The following is a 15,947-nucleotide window of genomic DNA, read 5'->3' on the forward strand; positions in this document are numbered from 1 at the left end:
TGTCGGGGGATTACGCGGATCAGGAGAGAACCGGCGGGCCCCGGCGCGTGCACACCCTGCGCAGCAGCACGTCGAGCACGTGCCCGGAGTGCGTGGGCACGGCGGGGCGCGGGGCGGCGAAGGGAGGGGGGCACAGCGACAGGGCGAGCGGCACCAGCCGGGCCACGGCCGAGGCCACGGCGACCACCGCCGCGTCCGCCCTGGCCAGCAGCGCGGCCGTGAGCAGCACCGCGATCACGTGCGCGCACAGCATGACCTGGGGCACTGTGATGTAGTGCTCCCCGCCCATCACCGACAGCAGCGAGTGCTGGGCGAGTTCGGCCACGCCCAGCGCACCCAGGATCGTCCAACTGCCGCGGCCCCGGTCGGCCAGCGCGGTACCGGCCAGCCCGACCAGCAGGGTCATCGGCAGCGCGGGCAGGACCTCCGACCAGCCGCCACCGGACACCCCGTGCGCGGTCACCGCCAGCGCGGTGGAGCTGGTGGCCAGCATCCCGCCGCGCAGTGCACGCACCGCGCCGCGGATCGGGGGATGCCGTCGCGCCACCCGATGAGAGTAGGGGTTCACCTCGGCAACCGGGGGACACCTACGTGTTTGAGGACTAGACCAAACGGGTAGGGGTAACCCATGAGCTTTGCTGACTACGTGGCGTCGCGCTGGCAGGAACTGCTGGTCGACGCCGCACAGCACGCCAGCGCTGTGATCCAGTGCACACTGATCGCGGCGGTGCTCGGCGTGGCCCTGGGTGTCGCGGTTCACCGCAGTCCGGCCGGGTCCGCGGTGGCCACGGCGTTGACCAGCGCCGTGCTGACCATCCCGTCCTTCGCCCTGCTCGGGCTGCTCATCCCCGTGCTGGGCCTGGGTGTGGCGCCCACGGTCACCGCGCTGGTGCTCTACGCGCTGCTGCCGATCGTGCGCAACACGATCGTCGGGCTGGCCGGGGTGGACCCCGCGGTGCTGGACGCAGCCAGGGGCATCGGCATGAGCCGTGCGGGGGTGCTGACCAGGGTGCAGTTGCGACTGGCCTGGCCCGCGGTGCTCACCGGGATGCGGGTGAGCACCCAGCTGCTGATGGGCATCGCGGCCATCGCGGCGTACGTGAAGGGGCCGGGCCTGGGCAACGTCATCTTCAGCGGGCTGTCCCGGGTGGGCAGCGCCAACGCGATCAACCTGGCACTGGCGGGCACGATCGGTGTGGTGATCGTCGCGTTGGTGCTGGACGGGGCCTACGTGCTGCTCGGCAGGCTGACGATTTCGAGGGGTGTGGCGTGACCGGAGAAGGCACCGTCAGCGGTGTGGAGATCTGCCTGGACCAGGTGACCAAGCGGTACCCGGGCAGCCAGGTGGCCGCCGTGGACGAGTTCAGCATGACCATCCCGGCCGGTCAGGTCGTGGTGTTCGTCGGGCCGTCCGGCTGCGGCAAGACCACCACCATGAAGATGATCAACAGGTTGATCGAGCCCAGCTCGGGGCGGATCACCATCGGCGGCCGGGACGCGCTCTCGCTGAACCCGGACAAGCTGCGCAGAGGCATCGGCTACGCCATCCAGCAGGCCGGGCTGTTCCCGCACATGACCGTCGGCGAGAACATCGGCCTGGTGCCCGGCCTGCTCGGCTGGCAACAACAGAAGGTGCGCGCCCGCGTCGAGGAGCTGCTCGACCTGGTCGGGCTGGACCCGGCCCAGTTCCGGAACCGGTTCCCGCGCCAGCTCTCCGGCGGCCAGCAGCAGCGCGTCGGCGTGGCCAGGGCACTGGCCGCCGACCCGCCGGTGCTGCTGATGGACGAGCCGTTCGGCGCCGTGGACCCGATCACCAGGGGCAACCTGCAGGACGAGCTGCTGCGGCTGCAGTCCGAGCTGCGCAAGACGATCGTGTTCGTCACGCACGACTTCGACGAGGCGGTCAAGCTCGGCGACCGGATCGCCGTGCTCGGCCCCCGGTCCAGCATCCTCCAGTACGACACGCCCGAGGCCGTGCTGGCCAACCCCGCCGACGACACGGTGGCCGGGTTCGTCGGCGCGGGCGCCTCGCTCAAGCAGCTCACCCTGCTGCGGGTCAAGGACGTGGACCTGGACGAGGCGGTCACGGCCCCTACCGACGAGGATCCCGCCGCCCTGCACGTGCGGCTCACCATGCAGAACAGCAAGTACGCGCTGTTGCTCGACGCGCGCAGGCGGCCGGTGCGCTGGGTGCACGTGCGCGAACTGGTCGGCGGCGGTGCGCTGAGCACCCTGGGCAGGCCGGTGGAGGCGACCGTCACCCAGCGGTCCACCCTGCAGGACGCGCTGGAGGCGATCCTCACCGAGGGCGGGCACGTGCCGGTCACCGGGCAGCACGGCGAGTACCTGGGCGTCGTGCGCATAGACACGGTGATGGACGTGATCCGCACCCTGCGGGAGGAGCACGAGCATGACCACGACTAATCCCAGGGCCGAGCGGATCCGGCTGTTCGCCCAGCCGGTGGTCGTGCTGGTCGGGCTGGCCGCGGTGCTGGGCGTGATCGCCTCGGGGCCGCTGGACGACATCGAGCAGCGCAACATCAACGTCAGCACCATTCTCGGCCTGACCTGGCAGCACCTGCTGCTGTCGGTGGCCGTCACGGCGATCGTGGTGCTGGTCGGCGTGCCGCTGGGTGTGGTGCTGACCCGTCGCTGGGCCAGGCCGGCCGCGCCCTTCGTGCTGGTGCTGGCCAACATCGGCCAGGCCGCGCCCGCGATCGGCCTGCTCGTGCTGTTCTTCCTGGTCACCGGCGCGACCGGGTTCTGGATCGCGGCGCTGCCGATCGCCCTGTACGCGCTGCTCCCGGTGCTGCGCAACACCATCGTCGGCATCCAGCAGGTGGACCCCTCGCTGGTCGAGGCCGGTCGGGGCATCGGCATGTCGGCCTCGGCGGTGCTGCGCCGCATCGAACTGCCGCTGGCCGTGCCGCTCATCCTGGCCGGGCTGCGCACCTCACTGGTGCTCGCCGTCGGCACGGCGACCCTGGCCTTCTTCGTCGCGGGCGGCGGACTGGGCGTGTTGATCGACACCGGGGACAAGCTGGGCCGGTACTCGGTGCTGGTGACCGGCGCGGTGCTGGCCATGGCGCTGGCACTGCTCGTGGACTGGCTCGGTGCGCTCGCGGAGCGCTACCTGGCTCCGAGGGGGTTGCGATGAGCGAGCTTGCGAGCGAATCAATCGGGCACAGGGCGGTGGTGCGGCGTGTCGTAGGACTGCTGCTGGTCGGTGTGCTGCTCGGCGGCTGCGGGTTGAGCTCGGGCTCGGCCGTGCCGGTGCGGGTGGGGCCGGGCTCGATCAAGGAGGTGCCGGAGCTGCGCGGGGTCGAACTGGCCGTGGGCTCCAAGGACTTCACCGAGAACATCGTGCTGGGCTACCTCGCCGAGCTGGCGTTGTCCGCCGCGGGCGCCGAGGTGCGCGACCTCACCAACATCCAGGGCTCCACCAGCGCCCGCAACGCGTTGAAGGCCGGGCAGATCGACCTGACCTGGGAGTACACCGGCACGGCGTGGATCAGCTACCTCGGGCACAACGACGTGATCACCGATCCCCAGGAGCAGTTCACCAAGGTCCGCGCCGAGGACAAGGCGCACGGCATCGACTGGATCGCCATGTCCCCGGTCAACGACCGCTACGCCATCGCGATGACCAAGCAGGTGCAGGACAAGTACGGGGTGCACACCCTGTCCGACCTGGCCGCGCTCGCCCGCCGCGACCCCTCGGCCGCCACGTTCTGCCTGGAGACCGAGTTCGCCAGCCGCAACGACGGGTTCCCCGGCATGACCAAGCACTACGGGATCGACGTGCCGCCCGGCAACGTCAAGATCCTCGGCACCGGGGCCGTCTACCAGGCCACCAAGGACGCCAGCGCCTGCAACTTCGGCGAGGTGTTCACCACCGACGCCCGGATCCTGTCCCTGGACCTGGGCGTGCTCGCCGACGACAGGCACTTCTTCCCGCAGTACAACGCCGCCGTCAACGTGTCCTCGAAGGTGCTGGCCGAGCACCCGCAGATCGAGCAGGTGCTGCGGCCGGTCGCCGAACGGTTGGACAACGACACCATGCTCAAGCTGAACGCCCAGGTCGACGTGCAGGGCAAGGACCCCGCCGACGTGGCCAGGGACTGGCTGGTCGAGCAGGGTTTCGTCACGATGCCCAAGCAGGCGCGGCCCTGAGGCTGTCCACAGGCGGCGAGTTGTCCACATGTGGATCTTGAGCAAGATCAGGTGTCGGGGGTGGGCGGTAGACTGGTGACGGGGACGCCCCCCAGGGAGTGGTGGGGGATTTGTTCCTCAGCTGGAAGCGTTGCCCAGCATGTTGGCGCCGGTGGAGCCGGGGTCCGTGCTGGTGAAGGCGCCCCGCACGGACTGCTGCCACTCCTCGCGGCTGATGCTGCCGTCCCCGTTGGTGTCGATCTGCTTGAAGGCGCCGATCGCCGCCGCGGCGCCCACACCGGCCCCGCTGTAGAGGGCGACGACCTCGGTCTGGTTGAGGACCCCGTCGCCGTTCACGTCGGCGGCGTCGAAGACGGTGTCGGCCGCGGCGGCGATCACGTCGAGGTAGTTGGGGTCCGACAGCAGCCCCTTCTCCACGGCGGCGACGAACTCCTCCCTGGTGATCCGGCCGTCCCCGTCGGCGTCGGCCCCGGCGCGGATCTGCTCCCACCACGCCTCGTAGGCCTTGGTCACGGCGGCGTGGTGCGGCGAGGACTCCTCGTGCGCGAACACCTCGGTGATGCCCTCGCCGACGGAGGTCAGGTCCTCCCGTTCGATCAGGCCGTTGCCGTCCTGGTCGAGCACGTCGAACATGGACTGGATGTTCTTGAGCTGGAGCTCGCTCAGCATGCGCCCTCTCCCGGTGTGGTGATCGTCTGCCGACGACGTTATTGGGGCGCGGACGGACCGGACAGACCCATCAGTGTTGGACCTGAGCACACCAAGGGATGAGTCAGACGCCGAGCAGGCGCAGCAACTCCTCCTCCACGCGGTCCAGCTCGGCCGACACGGCCCGGTGCGCGGCCTTGCGGCGGCTGGTGGGCATGGTCTCGGCGGCGCGCACGGCGGCGGCCAGCTGGGTCAGCGTGTGCTCTGCGGCCTCGGCGAACCCGGCGTGGCCGGCGGCGCGCAGGTCGGGCAGCGCACCCGCGACCCCGGCGATCCTGGCGTGCAGCGCGCCGCCGCGCCCCGAGTACGAGGCGAGCTGGTCCACCTCGACCCCGAGGCGGCGTGCCCGCATGCGGTCGTAGGAGTTGCGCACGGCACCGGCAGCTTTCAGCGCGTACGGGGCGACCACCGGGACCACGGTGGGGCCGACCACCTTGGCGATGCCGAGCAGGTTCTTGGCACGAGCAGGCGTGAACCGGGGTTTGCGTGCTGCCACGCCGGGGACTCTAGTCCGCCCGGTGGAGATCCACCGGGCGGTGAGCACGCATGTCGGTGGGCGGGCTTAGGCTGCTTGGCGTGACGTCCTCGGTGCTGCTCGACGCTGGTGTGGTGACCCGCTGTCGGCGACGCGTGCACCTGGAGAGCGACCCGTCCATGGTGGACGCCCCGAAGGCCCCGCCGGACCCGTCCGGGGAGCAGCGGCGCGCGGACGCCATGGCGCACCGCAGGCTGGTGGCCGACCGGATGGCGAAGGTGGTGGGCTCGGACTGGACCGAGATCCCGCTCGACGCGCGCACGGCCGACCGGGAGCGGGCCACCCTGGCCGCGCTGGCCGCGGGGGCGCGCTACGTCTGGGCGCCGGTCCTGCCGCGCGACCTCGGGGGCGGCCGTCGCGGCGGCATCGACCTGCTGGTGCGGGTGGATGGCGGCTACGTGCCGGTGCTCGTGGTGCGGCACAAGATCACCGATCCGGGCAGTGGGGCGCGGACCACCCCGGTGGGCGAGCCGACCCCGATCGGCATGCGCGCCGATCCGCGGCGCAAGGTGCGCCCGCAGCCGCGTGACCAGCTGCGGCTCGCGCACGCCCAGCGCATGTTGCAGGCCGCGGGCTTCGCGGCGGGCGGCCGCAGCTACGGCGGCGTGATCGGCATGGACGCCGACGTGGTGCTCTGGCACGACCTGGACGCGCCCACCTGGCCAGGGGGCCGCACCGCGCTCTCGGAGTACGACAGCCGCTTCGGCGACCGGCTCGCCGTGGCCACCGCGGCCTCGATCGGCGCGGAACCGCTGGCCAGGCCCTCGCGCATCGTGGAGTGCCGCAGCTGCCCGTGGTGGCCGGTGTGCGAGGTGGACCTGCGTGAGGCCAGGGACGTCAGCCTGGTGGTGCGCGGCGAGGACGCGGTGCAGCTGCGCAAGGTCGGCATCACCACGGTGGACCAGCTCGCCACCGCCGACCTGCGGGACGTGCCGCTGGTCGGCATGCCCCCGCAGGACGCCGTGGTGCTGGCCAGGGCCTGGCTGCGCGACCTCACCGTGGTGCGGCGGGTCCGCGAGGTCACCGTGCCGCGCGCGGACGTCGAGGTCGACGTGGACATGGAGAGCTTCGGGGACGCGGGCGCCTACCTGTGGGGCTGCCTGGTCAGCGGGGCCGACGTGGGCGAGCCCCTCGGCTACCGGCCGTTCGTCACCTGGGACCCGGTGCCCTGTGCGGACGAGGCCCGGTCCTTCGCGGAGTTCTGGAACTGGCTGATGGGCGTGCGGTTGCGGGCCACCGCGCGCGGGCTGAGCTTCCGCGCCTACTGCTACAACGAGCTGGCCGAGAACCGCTGGCTGATCGCCTCCGCGGACCGGTTCGCCGGGCAGCCCGGCGTGCCCACGGTCAAGCAGGTGCAGGCGTTCATCAGCTCGGACGCCTGGTTCGACGTGTTCGGCAGCGTCCGCGACCAGTTCCTCTGCGCGCACGGCAAGGGGCTCAAGACGATCGCCCCGATGGCCGGGTTCCACTGGCGCGACCCCGAGGCCGGGGGCGAGAACTCCATGCGCTGGTACCGGGACGCGGTCGGCATGGACGGGCTGCCCGCCGAGCACTCCCAGCGGCACCGGCTGCTGGAGTACAACGAGGACGACGTGCGGGCCACCCTGGCGCTGCGGGACTGGATGGCGTCCCCGGCGATGGGGCGGCTGCCCTACGCCGGGGACCTGTGACGACCTAGCGGGGCGCCATGCGCAGCGCGCCGTCCATGCGGATCACTTCGCCGTTGAGGTAGTCGTGCTCCACGATGGCCACAGCCAGCTGCGCGTACTCGGCGGGCAGGCCCAGGCGCTTCGGGAACGGCACACCGGAGGCTAGCCCGGCGCGGAACTCCTCGGTGACCCCGGCGAGCATCGGGGTGTCGATGATGCCCGGGGCGATGGTCATCACCCGGATGCCGGAACCGGACAGGTCACGGGCCGCGGGCAGGGTCAGCCCGACCACGCCGCCCTTCGAGGAGGCGTACGCCGCCTGCCCGATCTGCCCGTCGTAGGCGGCGACCGAGGCGGTGTTGACCACCACCCCGCGCTGCCCACCCTCCAGTTCGGGGGTCTTCGCGATGGCGGCGGCGGTCAGCCTCAGCACGTTGAACGTGCCGATCAGGTTGACCTCGATGACCTTGCGGAACACGTCCAGGTCGTGCGGGCCGGTCTTGCCCACCACGCGGCCCGCGGTGCCCACCCCGGCGCAGTTGACCACGATGCGCAGCGGCGCGTCCCCCGCGGTCACCGTGTCCACGGCGGCCTGCACCTGCTCGCCGCTGGTCACGTCGGCGGCCAGGTAGGTGACGCCCTCCACGGTCTCGGCGTTCTCGATGGACTTGGGCAGGTCCAGGGCGAACACCTTGGCCCCCCGCGCGGCCAGCGCGCGTGCGGTCGCGCCGCCGAGCCCGGAGGCACCACCGGTGACGATCGCGGCGTTGTCAGAGATCTGCATGCCGGGAGGCTACGACCTGACCGGCTCACAAGTCCTGGTTGGTGGGCCTCTCCGAGAGGTGCAGCATCGCCAGCAGCGGCAGCGCCACCACGAGCGCGAGGCCGCAGAACATCAGCGCGAACAGCAGGATTTCCATGTAGACCACTGTGCTGTGCTCCGGCCCGCGCCCGCGTCGGCCGCGAGGGGATTGCTCGCCTGCTACCGGGGGATGATGAGCATCACACTCCGCTACGACCTGGGTCGGACCCCCACTCAGGGGCATCCCCCACCACTCCTCGGGGGGCGTCCCCAGTTCCAGTCTACCCCGCGCACCCCCTAGTTGATCTTGATGAAGATCCACGTGTGGACAACTCGGCGCCTGTGGACAACTGGCTCAGCGCCTGCCAGGCGGGCAGATCTCGTCGATCACGTCCAGCTCCTCGGGCAGCGGGGTCCAGTCCGCTGCCTTCGCGTTCGCCCTGACCTGGTCCGGGTTGGTCGCCCCGCAGATCACCGAGCCGACCGTGGGCTGCGCGGCCAGCCAGCCGATCGCCAGCTGGGCCATCGGCATGCTGCGCTCCTCGGCGAAGGCGCGCAGCTTCTCGATCCGGTCCCAGGGCGCGTCGGCCAGCAGCCGGTCCCGCCCGGCCAGCCTGCTGCCCGCGGGCGGCTGCCCCTCCCGGCTGTACTTGCCGGTCAGCAGGCCGTTGGCCAGCGGGAAGTACGGCAGCAGCCCGAGACCGAACCGCTGGCAGGCGGGCACGACCTCGCGCTCCACCTCGCGCTCCAGCAGGGAGTAGTGGTTCTGCGCGGACACCGGGGCGGCCACGTTCGCCGAGTTCGCCGACCACGCGGCGTCGGCCAGCTGCCACCCGGCCAGGTTGCAGTGCCCCACGTAGCGGATCTTGCCCTCGTGTACCAGGTCGTCCAGCACCGACAGGGTCTCCTCCAGCGGGGTCGCCGGATCGGGGCGGTGCAGCTGGTACAGGTCGATCCAGTCGGTGTTCAGCCTGCGCAGGGAGGACTCCACCGCCCGCCGCACGTAGCGCCGCGAGCCGCGCGCGCCGAAGTCGGGGCCGTTGACACCCTGCATGTCCACGCCGAACTTGGTGGCGATCACGGCGTGCTCGCGGCGCCCCGACAGGGCCTGCCCCAGAAGCTCCTCGCTGCGACCCCTGGGCGCCCCGTAGACGTCGGCCACGTCGAAGAACATCACCCCGTTGTCCAGGGCCGCCTCCACCACGGCCCGCGCCCCGGCCAGCGACTCCGTCGCTGTACCCGGCCTGCCGAGGTTGTTGCAGCCGAGCCCGACCGCGCTGACGACAAGACCCGAATCACCGAGACGTCTCTGCTCCACGGGCGGCACCTTACGTCCGTGTGCGGGTTAACGTCACCGTCCGAACTCGTGACGGACGGTTCGAGTTATGCGCGTCTTCAACTGCGCCTGCCACCTTCACTGCGATGGCCCTGCTACCGGTTCGGGGTGGTGCGAGGTGTTCGCTCGAAGGATCGCGGTGGTCGGCACCGGGTACGTCGGTCTGACCACGGGAGCCTGTCTGGCCTCCCTCGGTCATCGGGTGGTCTGCGCGGACGTGGACGTGGCCAAGGTGCACCGGCTGCGCGCCGGGCACGTGTCCATCCTGGAGCCCGGACTGTCCGAACTGGTCAACGAGGGGCTGGCCGCGGGGCGGCTGGAGTTCGTGGTCGGTGCGGCGCAGGCCGTGGTCGACGCCGAGGTGGTGTTCCTGTGCGTGCCCACCCCGATGGGCGCGGGCGGCGCCGCCGACCTGGCCGCCGTGGAGTCGGTGATCGCCGAGGTGCGCACCGTGCTGCCGGTCGGCTGCGTGGTGGTGAACAAGTCCACCGTGCCGGTCGGCACCGCGGCCAGGGTCAGCGCGCTGCTCAAGCGCAAGGACGTGCCGGTGGTGTCCAACCCGGAGTTCCTGCGCGAGGGCACGGCCGTGCGCGACTTCCTCAACCCGGACCGGATCGTCGTAGGCTGCGACACCCAGGACGCGGCCGAACGCGTGGCCGCGCTCTACGCCCGGTTGGGCGCGCCCACGGTGCTCACCGACGCGGCCAGTGCCGAGCTGGTCAAGTACGCGGCGAACTGCTTCCTGGCCATGAAGCTGTCCTACGTCAACGCGATCGCCGAACTCTGCGAGCGGCTGGGCGCGGACGTGGCCGACGTGACCGAGGGCATGGGCTACGACCGGCGCATCGGCCAGTCCTTCCTCCAGCCGGGGCCGGGCTGGGGCGGGTCCTGCCTGCCCAAGGACACGCACGCGCTGGTCCAGGTGGCCGGTGCGGTCGGCTTCGACTTCCCGCTGCTCACGGCCACCATCGACACCAACACGCGGCAGCGCGAGCGGGTCGTGTCCAAGATCAGGCACGCGGCGGGCGGCAGGCTGCGCGGCAAGCGGATCGGCCTGCTGGGCCTGGCCTTCAAGGCGGGCACCGACGACCTGCGCGACTCACCGGCGCTGGCCGTCGCGGAGCTGCTGCTGGCCGAGGGGGCCGAGCTCACCGGCTACGACCCCGGTGTGCGCGGCGAGGTCCCTGGCGTGCGGGTGGTGGACGACGCGTACGCCGCCGTGAAGGGCGCCGACGTGGTCGCCCTGCTCACCGAGTGGCCGGAGTTCCGCTGCCTGGACTGGTCGCGGGTGGCCGAGCTGGTGGACTCCCCGCTGGTGGTGGACACCCGCAACCACCTGGACCCCGACGCCCTCCAGCGCTGCGGGCTGACCTGGTGGGGTGTGGGCCGCGGGCCCGCGAACCCCTTGCAGGTGCTGGCAGCCGTGGTGTGATGGGGGAGTGTTCACCACTCGCCCTGAACTGGCCGGCACGGTCGGCATGGTCGCGTCCACCCACTGGCTCGCCTCGGCGGCGGGCATGGCCGTGCTGGAGTCGGGCGGCAACGCCTTCGACGCGGCGGTAGCCGCGGGCTTCGTGCTCCAGGTCGTGGAGCCACACCTGGTTGGGCCCGGCGGTGAGGTGCCCGCGGTGTTCGCCACGGCGGGCGATCCGCGGCCGAAGGTGTTGTGCGCACAGGGGGTCGCCCCGGCCGCCGCCACGATCGAGCACTACCGGGACCTGGGTCTGGACCTGGTTCCGGGCAGCGGGCTGCTCGCGGCCACGGTGCCCGGCGCGTGGGACGGCTGGCTGACCCTGTTGCGCGACCACGGAACCAAGTCGCTGCGCGAGGTGCTTGGCTACGCCATCGGCTACGCGCGGGACGGATTCCCGCTGGTGGAACGGATCCCGGCCACGATCGCCACGGTCGCAGACCTGTTCCGCGAGCACTGGACCACCTCCGCCGACCTGTGGCTGCCCGGCGGCCGGGTGCCCGCGCCCGGCTCCCGCATGCGCAACCCCGTGCTGGCCGACACCTGGGAGCGGCTGCTCGCCGAGGCCGAGTCGGCGGGGGCCGACCGCGAGGCGCAGATCGAGGCGGGGCGCCGCGCCTGGTACCAGGGCTTCGTCGCCGCGGAGATCGAGTCGTTCAGCCGCAAGGCGTTCCGCGACGACTCGGGCCGCGACCACCCAGGCCTGCTCACCGGTGCGGACCTGGCGAACTGGTCCGCCAGCTACGAGGACCCGGTCACCGCGCAGTTCGGGCCGTGGACCCTGGCCAAGTGCGGTCCCTGGTCGCAGGGACCCGTGCTGCTCCAGCAACTGCTCCTGCTGGACCGGTTCGCGGACCGCTTGTCCTATGTGGACGGTTTGCCCACGGCGGAGACCGTGCACCTGGCGGTGGAGTGCGCGAAGCTCGCCTTCGCCGACCGCGAGGCCTGGTACGGGGACAGCGCGGACGTGCCGATCACCGACCTGCTGTCCACCGGGTACGCGGCGGAACGCGCGAAGTTGGTCGGCGACAAGGCTTCCCTCGAACTGCGCCCCGGCGCACCCGGTGGGCGGGCGCCCCGGCTCGCGGAGTTCATCACGCAGGGGCGGGGCATCGGCGGCGGTGAGGCGGCCGTGTCCGGGGCGCTGGGCGAGCCCACGGTGAGCCGGGACGGCCGGGTGCGCGGGGACACCGTGCACATCGACGTGGTGGACCGCTGGGGCAACATCATCTCGGCCACGCCATCGGGTGGCTGGCTGCAGTCCTCGCCGACGATCCCGGCACTGGGCTTCGCCCTGGGCACGCGGGCGCAGATGTTCTGGCTGGAGGAGGGGCTGCCCGCCTCGCTGGCGCCCGGCCGCCGCCCGCGCACCACGCTCACGCCCTCGCTGGCGCTGCGCGAGGGCGAGCCGGTGCTGGCCTTCGGCACGCCCGGCGGCGATCAGCAGGACCAGTGGCAGCTCTGCTTCTGGCTGGCGCACACCCTCGGCGGTATGAACCTGCAACAGGCGATCGACGCGCCCGCCTGGCAGAGCACGGCGTTCCCGAGCTCGTTCTACCCGCGCAGCTGGCAGCCCGGTGAATTGGTGGTGGAATCGCGACTGGGCGCCGAGGTGATCGGCCAGTTGCGCGAGCGCGGGCACAGGATTGTCGACGCGGGACCCTGGGCGTTGGGTCGCTTGTCCGCGGTTTCACGCGATCCAGCGACGAAGTTGCTCCGTGCAGGAGCTAACGCCCGCGGTATGCAGGGCTATGCGGTAGGGCGTTGACCCGAACAGTGTCACCCTTTTTGCCGTCACTGGTCCGCTGTCGCTTGTGGCACCATTTTCCGCCAAGCGACAGCGCGCCGGGGGGAACCGATGGCGGAACTCTACGGGCGTGCGGGTGTCGAGCGGCTGATCGCGGAGTGCCTGCGCAGAGACAGGGCGAGCCTCGGTCGAAGACGGGGTGCCGACCTGCCGGTCGTCACGCTGGTGGGGCCGAGGGGAAGCGGTAAGACGGCCTTTCTCGCACATCTGCACGAGGATTGCCGGGGCAGACTTCCCGTGGTCAGGGTAGACCTGGACGGGGTTGCCGAACGGCCGACCAGGAAGATCATTTCGGAGCTGGCCTTCGAATTGTCGGCGAAGTGCGGGCAGTTCGGTCAGATCGCGTTCCCGCATCTCGCACTCTGCCTTCTGATGGTCGGAAGTGCACTGCCGCTGAACAGTCGTTCACAGGCGATCAGGATGGTCAATGAGTTGTTGCGCAAGCAGGACCCATTGGAGCGTTCCGCCGATGAGATCGAGGAACTGCTGCGCCTGGTGACCGCGACCGGTGTGCCCTCGTGGACAGGTTCGGTGCTGAAGCTGTTGTGGGGTGGGCTCGGCTGGGTCAGCAGGCGGCGCAGGCTCACCTTCGGGGCCCGGCTGTCCAAGGAGGCCAGCGCCGCGCCGCCGGGGCCGTACGGCGCCCTGCTGGACATGATCAAGTGGCACGCGCACGGTGCCGACCAGGAGCTCGACGACATGTTCTGCACCGCGTTCCTGCTGGACATGCGCCGGGCCTACCGCGGCCTGTGGCGTTCCGGCCAGCGCACCACGAACTGCCTGGTGCTGCTGGACAACGTGGACTCGGTGAGCGGTCGCAAGCTGCTCGCAACGCTCATGCGGGCCAGCCGCGACCCCGAGATGCCCGACCCGTTCCTCGTGGTCTGCACCAGTCGCAGCTGGCTCCGCGAGTGGGACTCGCACTGGCACAGCCCGTCGGCGTCCGCGCGCAAGCGCGGCCGGGCGGTTCGCACACCGGAGCAGGCCACGCTCGCCGACTGGTCCCCGGCGGGTCGCGGGCGCGACGCGCGCTGGTACCTGGTCGCCGCCAGGGACCTGAGCCTGGACGAGGTGGGCGACCTGCTTACGGCGGACCGGCGGGACACGGTGCAGGACGAGGAGGACGCGCGGGTGGTGCACCGGCTCACCGGCGGGCTGCCGTGGGCGGTGACCAGGCTCAGCGCCGCCATGGCCGAGACCGACCGGGACGAGGTGTCGCTGCGCGCGGCCTTCGCCGAGCTGGTTCCGGTGGCGCGACGGGAACTGTTGTACGGCCTCACCGCTGAGCAGCAGCGCCTGCTGATCAACACCTCGGCCACACCGACCGTCGAGCGGGGCGGGGCGACCGAGGACCTGGGCGCGGACCGTCCCGGCGCCCCCGGCGACCCGTACGGGTTGCTGGGGAATCGGTTGCTGCTGGCCGAGAACGGTACGGGGATGCACCCGTGGATGCGCAGGGTGCTGCTGCACGAACTGACGCGGCTCAACCGCGGGCGGGCGAACAGCTGGGAGTCGGTGCACCGCAGGCAGTGCACGCGGGCCAGCCAGTTGGTGCACGTCAACTACCACCGGCTGGCGCTCGGGGAGTTCAAGGAAGTCGTGCAGCACCTGGAGCGCGTGTTCACACACGAGTCCGACGAGCAGTGGCTGACCCAGCTGGACGCGATCACCGCGGCGCCCAACGCGCTGCCCCAGGACAGGAGCGCGTTCGACCAGGCGGCGGCGCTGGTCAGTGAGTCCGGGGTGGACCCGGCCACCGGGTGGCTGGTGGCCTCGCTGTGGATCAACGCCGACCCGCTGGGCGACCCCAGACGCACGCTGTGGCAGGAGATCGAGTCCGGCTACCGGGACCTGGCCAAGCGGCACAACTGGTCCCGGGTGCTGCTGGACCGGGCCGAGGAGTACCGCAGGTGAACCAGAACCCGATCATCCCGGTGCCGAAGTCCTTGCTGTCCAAGGCGTTGCGCACGATCGCCCTGGTGCTGCCCGTCGTTCTGGTGTTCGGGGTCGGTGGCTACCTGTGGTTCACCCGCGGCCACTGCGCGGACGGGGTGGACGCGGCGAGCACCGGGGAGTGCGTGGGCGTCACCGATGGCAGCTACCACTTCTCCGAGGACCTGGCCGAGGTGTCGGACCTGATCCTCAAGCAGAACAAGGAAGTGCTGGCCAGCGGCAAGCCCTACGTCAGCATCGCGGTCATGCAGCCGACGCTGCCCACCGACCAGGACAGCAGCACACCGGTGGCGGTGCGGCACGAGTTGCAGGGCGCCGCGCTGGCGCAGGTCGTGGCCAACACCTCCGGCAGCCTGCCGCGGATCAGGATCCTGATCGCCAACACCGGCAGCCGCAGCGACCAGTGGCGCCCGGTGGTCGAGGACCTCAAGCGCCGGGCGGTCGGCGAGGACCACCTGGTGGCCGTCTCCGGGCTCGGGCAGAGCCTGACCAGCACCCACGACGCCGTGCTCAGCCTGTCCCAGGCGCACATCCCCTCGGTCGGGTCCAGGATCACCGCGGACAACTTCAGCGGCATCCCCGGCCTGGTCCGCATCGCCCCGTCCAACTCGGACCAGGTGAAGGCGGTCGTGGCGTACCTGCACCAGTCGACCACGCAGGCGATGCTGGTGCAGGACGTCAACGCCACCGACAACTACTCGGCCACCATCGCCAGCGCGTTCGCCGCCAACTTCCCGGACGCCGAACACCGCCTGGTCGGCCAGACGGAGAAGTTCGACTCCTCGCTGAGCGGTGTGGTCAACACGTTCCAGCAGATGTTGTCGGACATCTGCTACAACTCCCCGGACGCCATCTTCTTCGCGGGGCGGGGCAAGGCGTTGGGCGATTTCGTCAGCAGGCTCTCCGGCAGGCAGTGCACGGGCAAGCACCTGACGGTGGTCGCGGGGGACGACACCACGAACCTGACCGACCCCGGCGAGCAGTTCCGGCAGGGCCTGGCCACGAACGTGACCCTGCTCTACACCGGGCTCGCGCACCCGGCCACCTGGACCACGAGGCCCGATGCGGTGCAGTCGCAGGCGGCGGCCGTCTTCCGGGGCTGCCGGGACACCTGTTACGGCAGCCTGTTCCAGGCTGACCGGGACTCGCTGGACGACGGGGTGGCGATCATGGCCTACGACGCGGTCGCCACCGTCGTGAAGGCGACCCAGCTGATCGCGAACCAGGGCGGGTTGTCGGTCGGCCCGGCCGATGTCGAGCAGGAGTGGAATCGACTGCACGACAGCCAGGCCGTGCCGGGGGCCAGTGGCTGGATCTCGTTGGACAACTCGGGCAACCCGATCGCGAAAGCCGTGCCGATCCTGCGCCGCGACCCCACCGGCAAGGTCGACTTCGTGCAACTGTCCTCCGCCAGAAGCGGGCAGCCGATGACCCCCGGACGTTGACCGGAGCGCCGGTTCCACGTGGAACAGTGAGTAGTGACAGGCGTCACTGTGGATCAACGCTGTCGAGT

The 15,947-nt window shown here is 71.2% G+C and carries 14 protein-coding genes; 9 read left to right on the forward strand and 5 right to left on the reverse strand.

The genetic code is table 11. From position 1 onward, the window contains the following. Positions 1-19: 19 nt before the first annotated feature. Entirely contained in the window at positions 20-547 is a 528-nt protein-coding gene (locus KALB_RS00235; protein WP_052360420.1) for a hypothetical protein, read from the reverse strand. An 81-nt stretch (positions 548-628) separates the two neighbouring features. On the opposite strand from KALB_RS00235, the gene KALB_RS00240 reads away from it, so the two are divergent. From KALB_RS00240 to KALB_RS00255, 4 genes are read left to right on the forward strand one after another with little or no spacing between them, the layout of a single operon-like run. Next, entirely contained in the window at positions 629-1,273 is a 645-nt protein-coding gene (locus tag KALB_RS00240; RefSeq protein ID WP_025353715.1) for an ABC transporter permease, read from the forward strand. After that, the gene (locus KALB_RS00245) at positions 1,270-2,424 is read left to right on the forward strand and encodes an ABC transporter ATP-binding protein (protein WP_025353716.1); all 1,155 of its coding nucleotides are present in this window, start codon (positions 1,270-1,272) and stop codon (positions 2,422-2,424) included. The genes KALB_RS00240 and KALB_RS00245 overlap by 4 nt, the downstream gene beginning before the upstream one ends. After that, entirely contained in the window at positions 2,411-3,157 is a 747-nt protein-coding gene (locus KALB_RS00250) for an ABC transporter permease (protein ID WP_025353717.1), read from the forward strand. Before KALB_RS00245 ends, KALB_RS00250 begins: the two co-directional genes overlap by 14 nt. Then, on the forward strand, positions 3,154-4,173 hold the full coding sequence (locus KALB_RS00255) for a glycine betaine ABC transporter substrate-binding protein (protein WP_042220047.1): 1,020 nt from the start codon (positions 3,154-3,156) through the stop codon (positions 4,171-4,173). Before KALB_RS00250 ends, KALB_RS00255 begins: the two co-directional genes overlap by 4 nt. 117 nt (positions 4,174-4,290) lie before the next feature. On the opposite strand, the gene KALB_RS00260 is transcribed toward KALB_RS00255, so the two are convergent. Together KALB_RS00260 and KALB_RS00265 are read right to left on the reverse strand one after the other, a co-directional pair. Next, a complete protein-coding gene (locus KALB_RS00260) occupies positions 4,291-4,842 on the reverse strand; it encodes an EF-hand domain-containing protein (RefSeq protein WP_025353719.1) in 552 nt (183 codons plus the stop codon). A 103-nt stretch (positions 4,843-4,945) separates the two neighbouring features. Continuing rightward, a complete protein-coding gene (locus tag KALB_RS00265; RefSeq protein ID WP_025353720.1) occupies positions 4,946-5,377 on the reverse strand; it encodes a DUF6474 family protein in 432 nt (143 codons plus the stop codon). Between the two features lie 80 nt (positions 5,378-5,457). On the opposite strand from KALB_RS00265, the gene KALB_RS00270 reads away from it, so the two are divergent. Beyond that, positions 5,458-7,086: a TM0106 family RecB-like putative nuclease gene (locus tag KALB_RS00270; RefSeq protein ID WP_025353721.1), complete on the forward strand. Its 1,629-nt coding sequence runs from the start codon at positions 5,458-5,460 to the stop codon at positions 7,084-7,086. 4 nt (positions 7,087-7,090) lie between these two features. Here the strand turns inward: KALB_RS00270 and KALB_RS00275 are convergent, their stop codons facing one another. Together KALB_RS00275 and KALB_RS00280 are read right to left on the reverse strand one after the other, a co-directional pair. After that, complete coding sequence (locus tag KALB_RS00275; RefSeq protein WP_025353722.1) at positions 7,091-7,849, reverse strand: SDR family NAD(P)-dependent oxidoreductase; 759 nt, start codon at positions 7,847-7,849, stop codon at positions 7,091-7,093. Positions 7,850-8,222: 373 nt separating this feature from the next. Next, on the reverse strand, positions 8,223-9,185 hold the full coding sequence (locus tag KALB_RS00280) for an aldo/keto reductase (protein ID WP_025353723.1): 963 nt from the start codon (positions 9,183-9,185) through the stop codon (positions 8,223-8,225). Between the two features lie 136 nt (positions 9,186-9,321). On the opposite strand from KALB_RS00280, the gene KALB_RS00285 reads away from it, so the two are divergent. The 4 genes from KALB_RS00285 (at position 9,322) to KALB_RS00300 (ending at position 15,879) form a co-directional block, all read left to right on the forward strand. Beyond that, entirely contained in the window at positions 9,322-10,635 is a 1,314-nt protein-coding gene (locus tag KALB_RS00285; RefSeq protein WP_025353724.1) for a UDP-glucose dehydrogenase family protein, read from the forward strand. 7 nt (positions 10,636-10,642) lie between these two features. Continuing rightward, positions 10,643-12,442, forward strand: coding sequence for a gamma-glutamyltransferase family protein (locus tag KALB_RS00290; RefSeq protein ID WP_025353725.1), 1,800 nt, complete (start codon positions 10,643-10,645; stop codon positions 12,440-12,442). A gap of 90 nt (positions 12,443-12,532) precedes the next feature. Beyond that, entirely contained in the window at positions 12,533-14,395 is a 1,863-nt protein-coding gene (locus KALB_RS00295; protein WP_158510696.1) for a hypothetical protein, read from the forward strand. Further along, positions 14,392-15,879, forward strand: coding sequence for an ABC transporter substrate-binding protein (locus KALB_RS00300; RefSeq protein ID WP_025353727.1), 1,488 nt, complete (start codon positions 14,392-14,394; stop codon positions 15,877-15,879). Before KALB_RS00295 ends, KALB_RS00300 begins: the two co-directional genes overlap by 4 nt. The last annotated feature ends 68 nt before the right edge of the window (positions 15,880-15,947 follow it).

The organism is Kutzneria viridogrisea DSM 43870, assembly GCF_000525635.1.
Lineage (GTDB): Bacteria > Actinomycetota > Actinomycetes > Mycobacteriales > Pseudonocardiaceae > Kutzneria > Kutzneria viridogrisea.

Excerpts from the sequence above, each read along its gene's own strand:
- KALB_RS00250 (WP_025353717.1), top strand. The coding sequence starts at position 2,411 with ATGACCACGACTAATCCCAGGGCCGAGCGGATCCGGCTGTTCGCCCAG.
- KALB_RS00240 (WP_025353715.1), top strand. The coding sequence starts at position 629 with ATGAGCTTTGCTGACTACGTGGCGTCGCGCTGGCAGGAACTGCTGGTC.
- KALB_RS00255 (WP_042220047.1), top strand. The coding sequence starts at position 3,154 with ATGAGCGAGCTTGCGAGCGAATCAATCGGGCACAGGGCGGTGGTGCGG.
- KALB_RS00295 (WP_158510696.1), top strand. The coding sequence starts at position 12,533 with ATGGCGGAACTCTACGGGCGTGCGGGTGTCGAGCGGCTGATCGCGGAG.
- KALB_RS00260 (WP_025353719.1), bottom strand. The coding sequence starts at position 4,842 with ATGCTGAGCGAGCTCCAGCTCAAGAACATCCAGTCCATGTTCGACGTG.
- KALB_RS00275 (WP_025353722.1), bottom strand. The coding sequence starts at position 7,849 with ATGCAGATCTCTGACAACGCCGCGATCGTCACCGGTGGTGCCTCCGGG.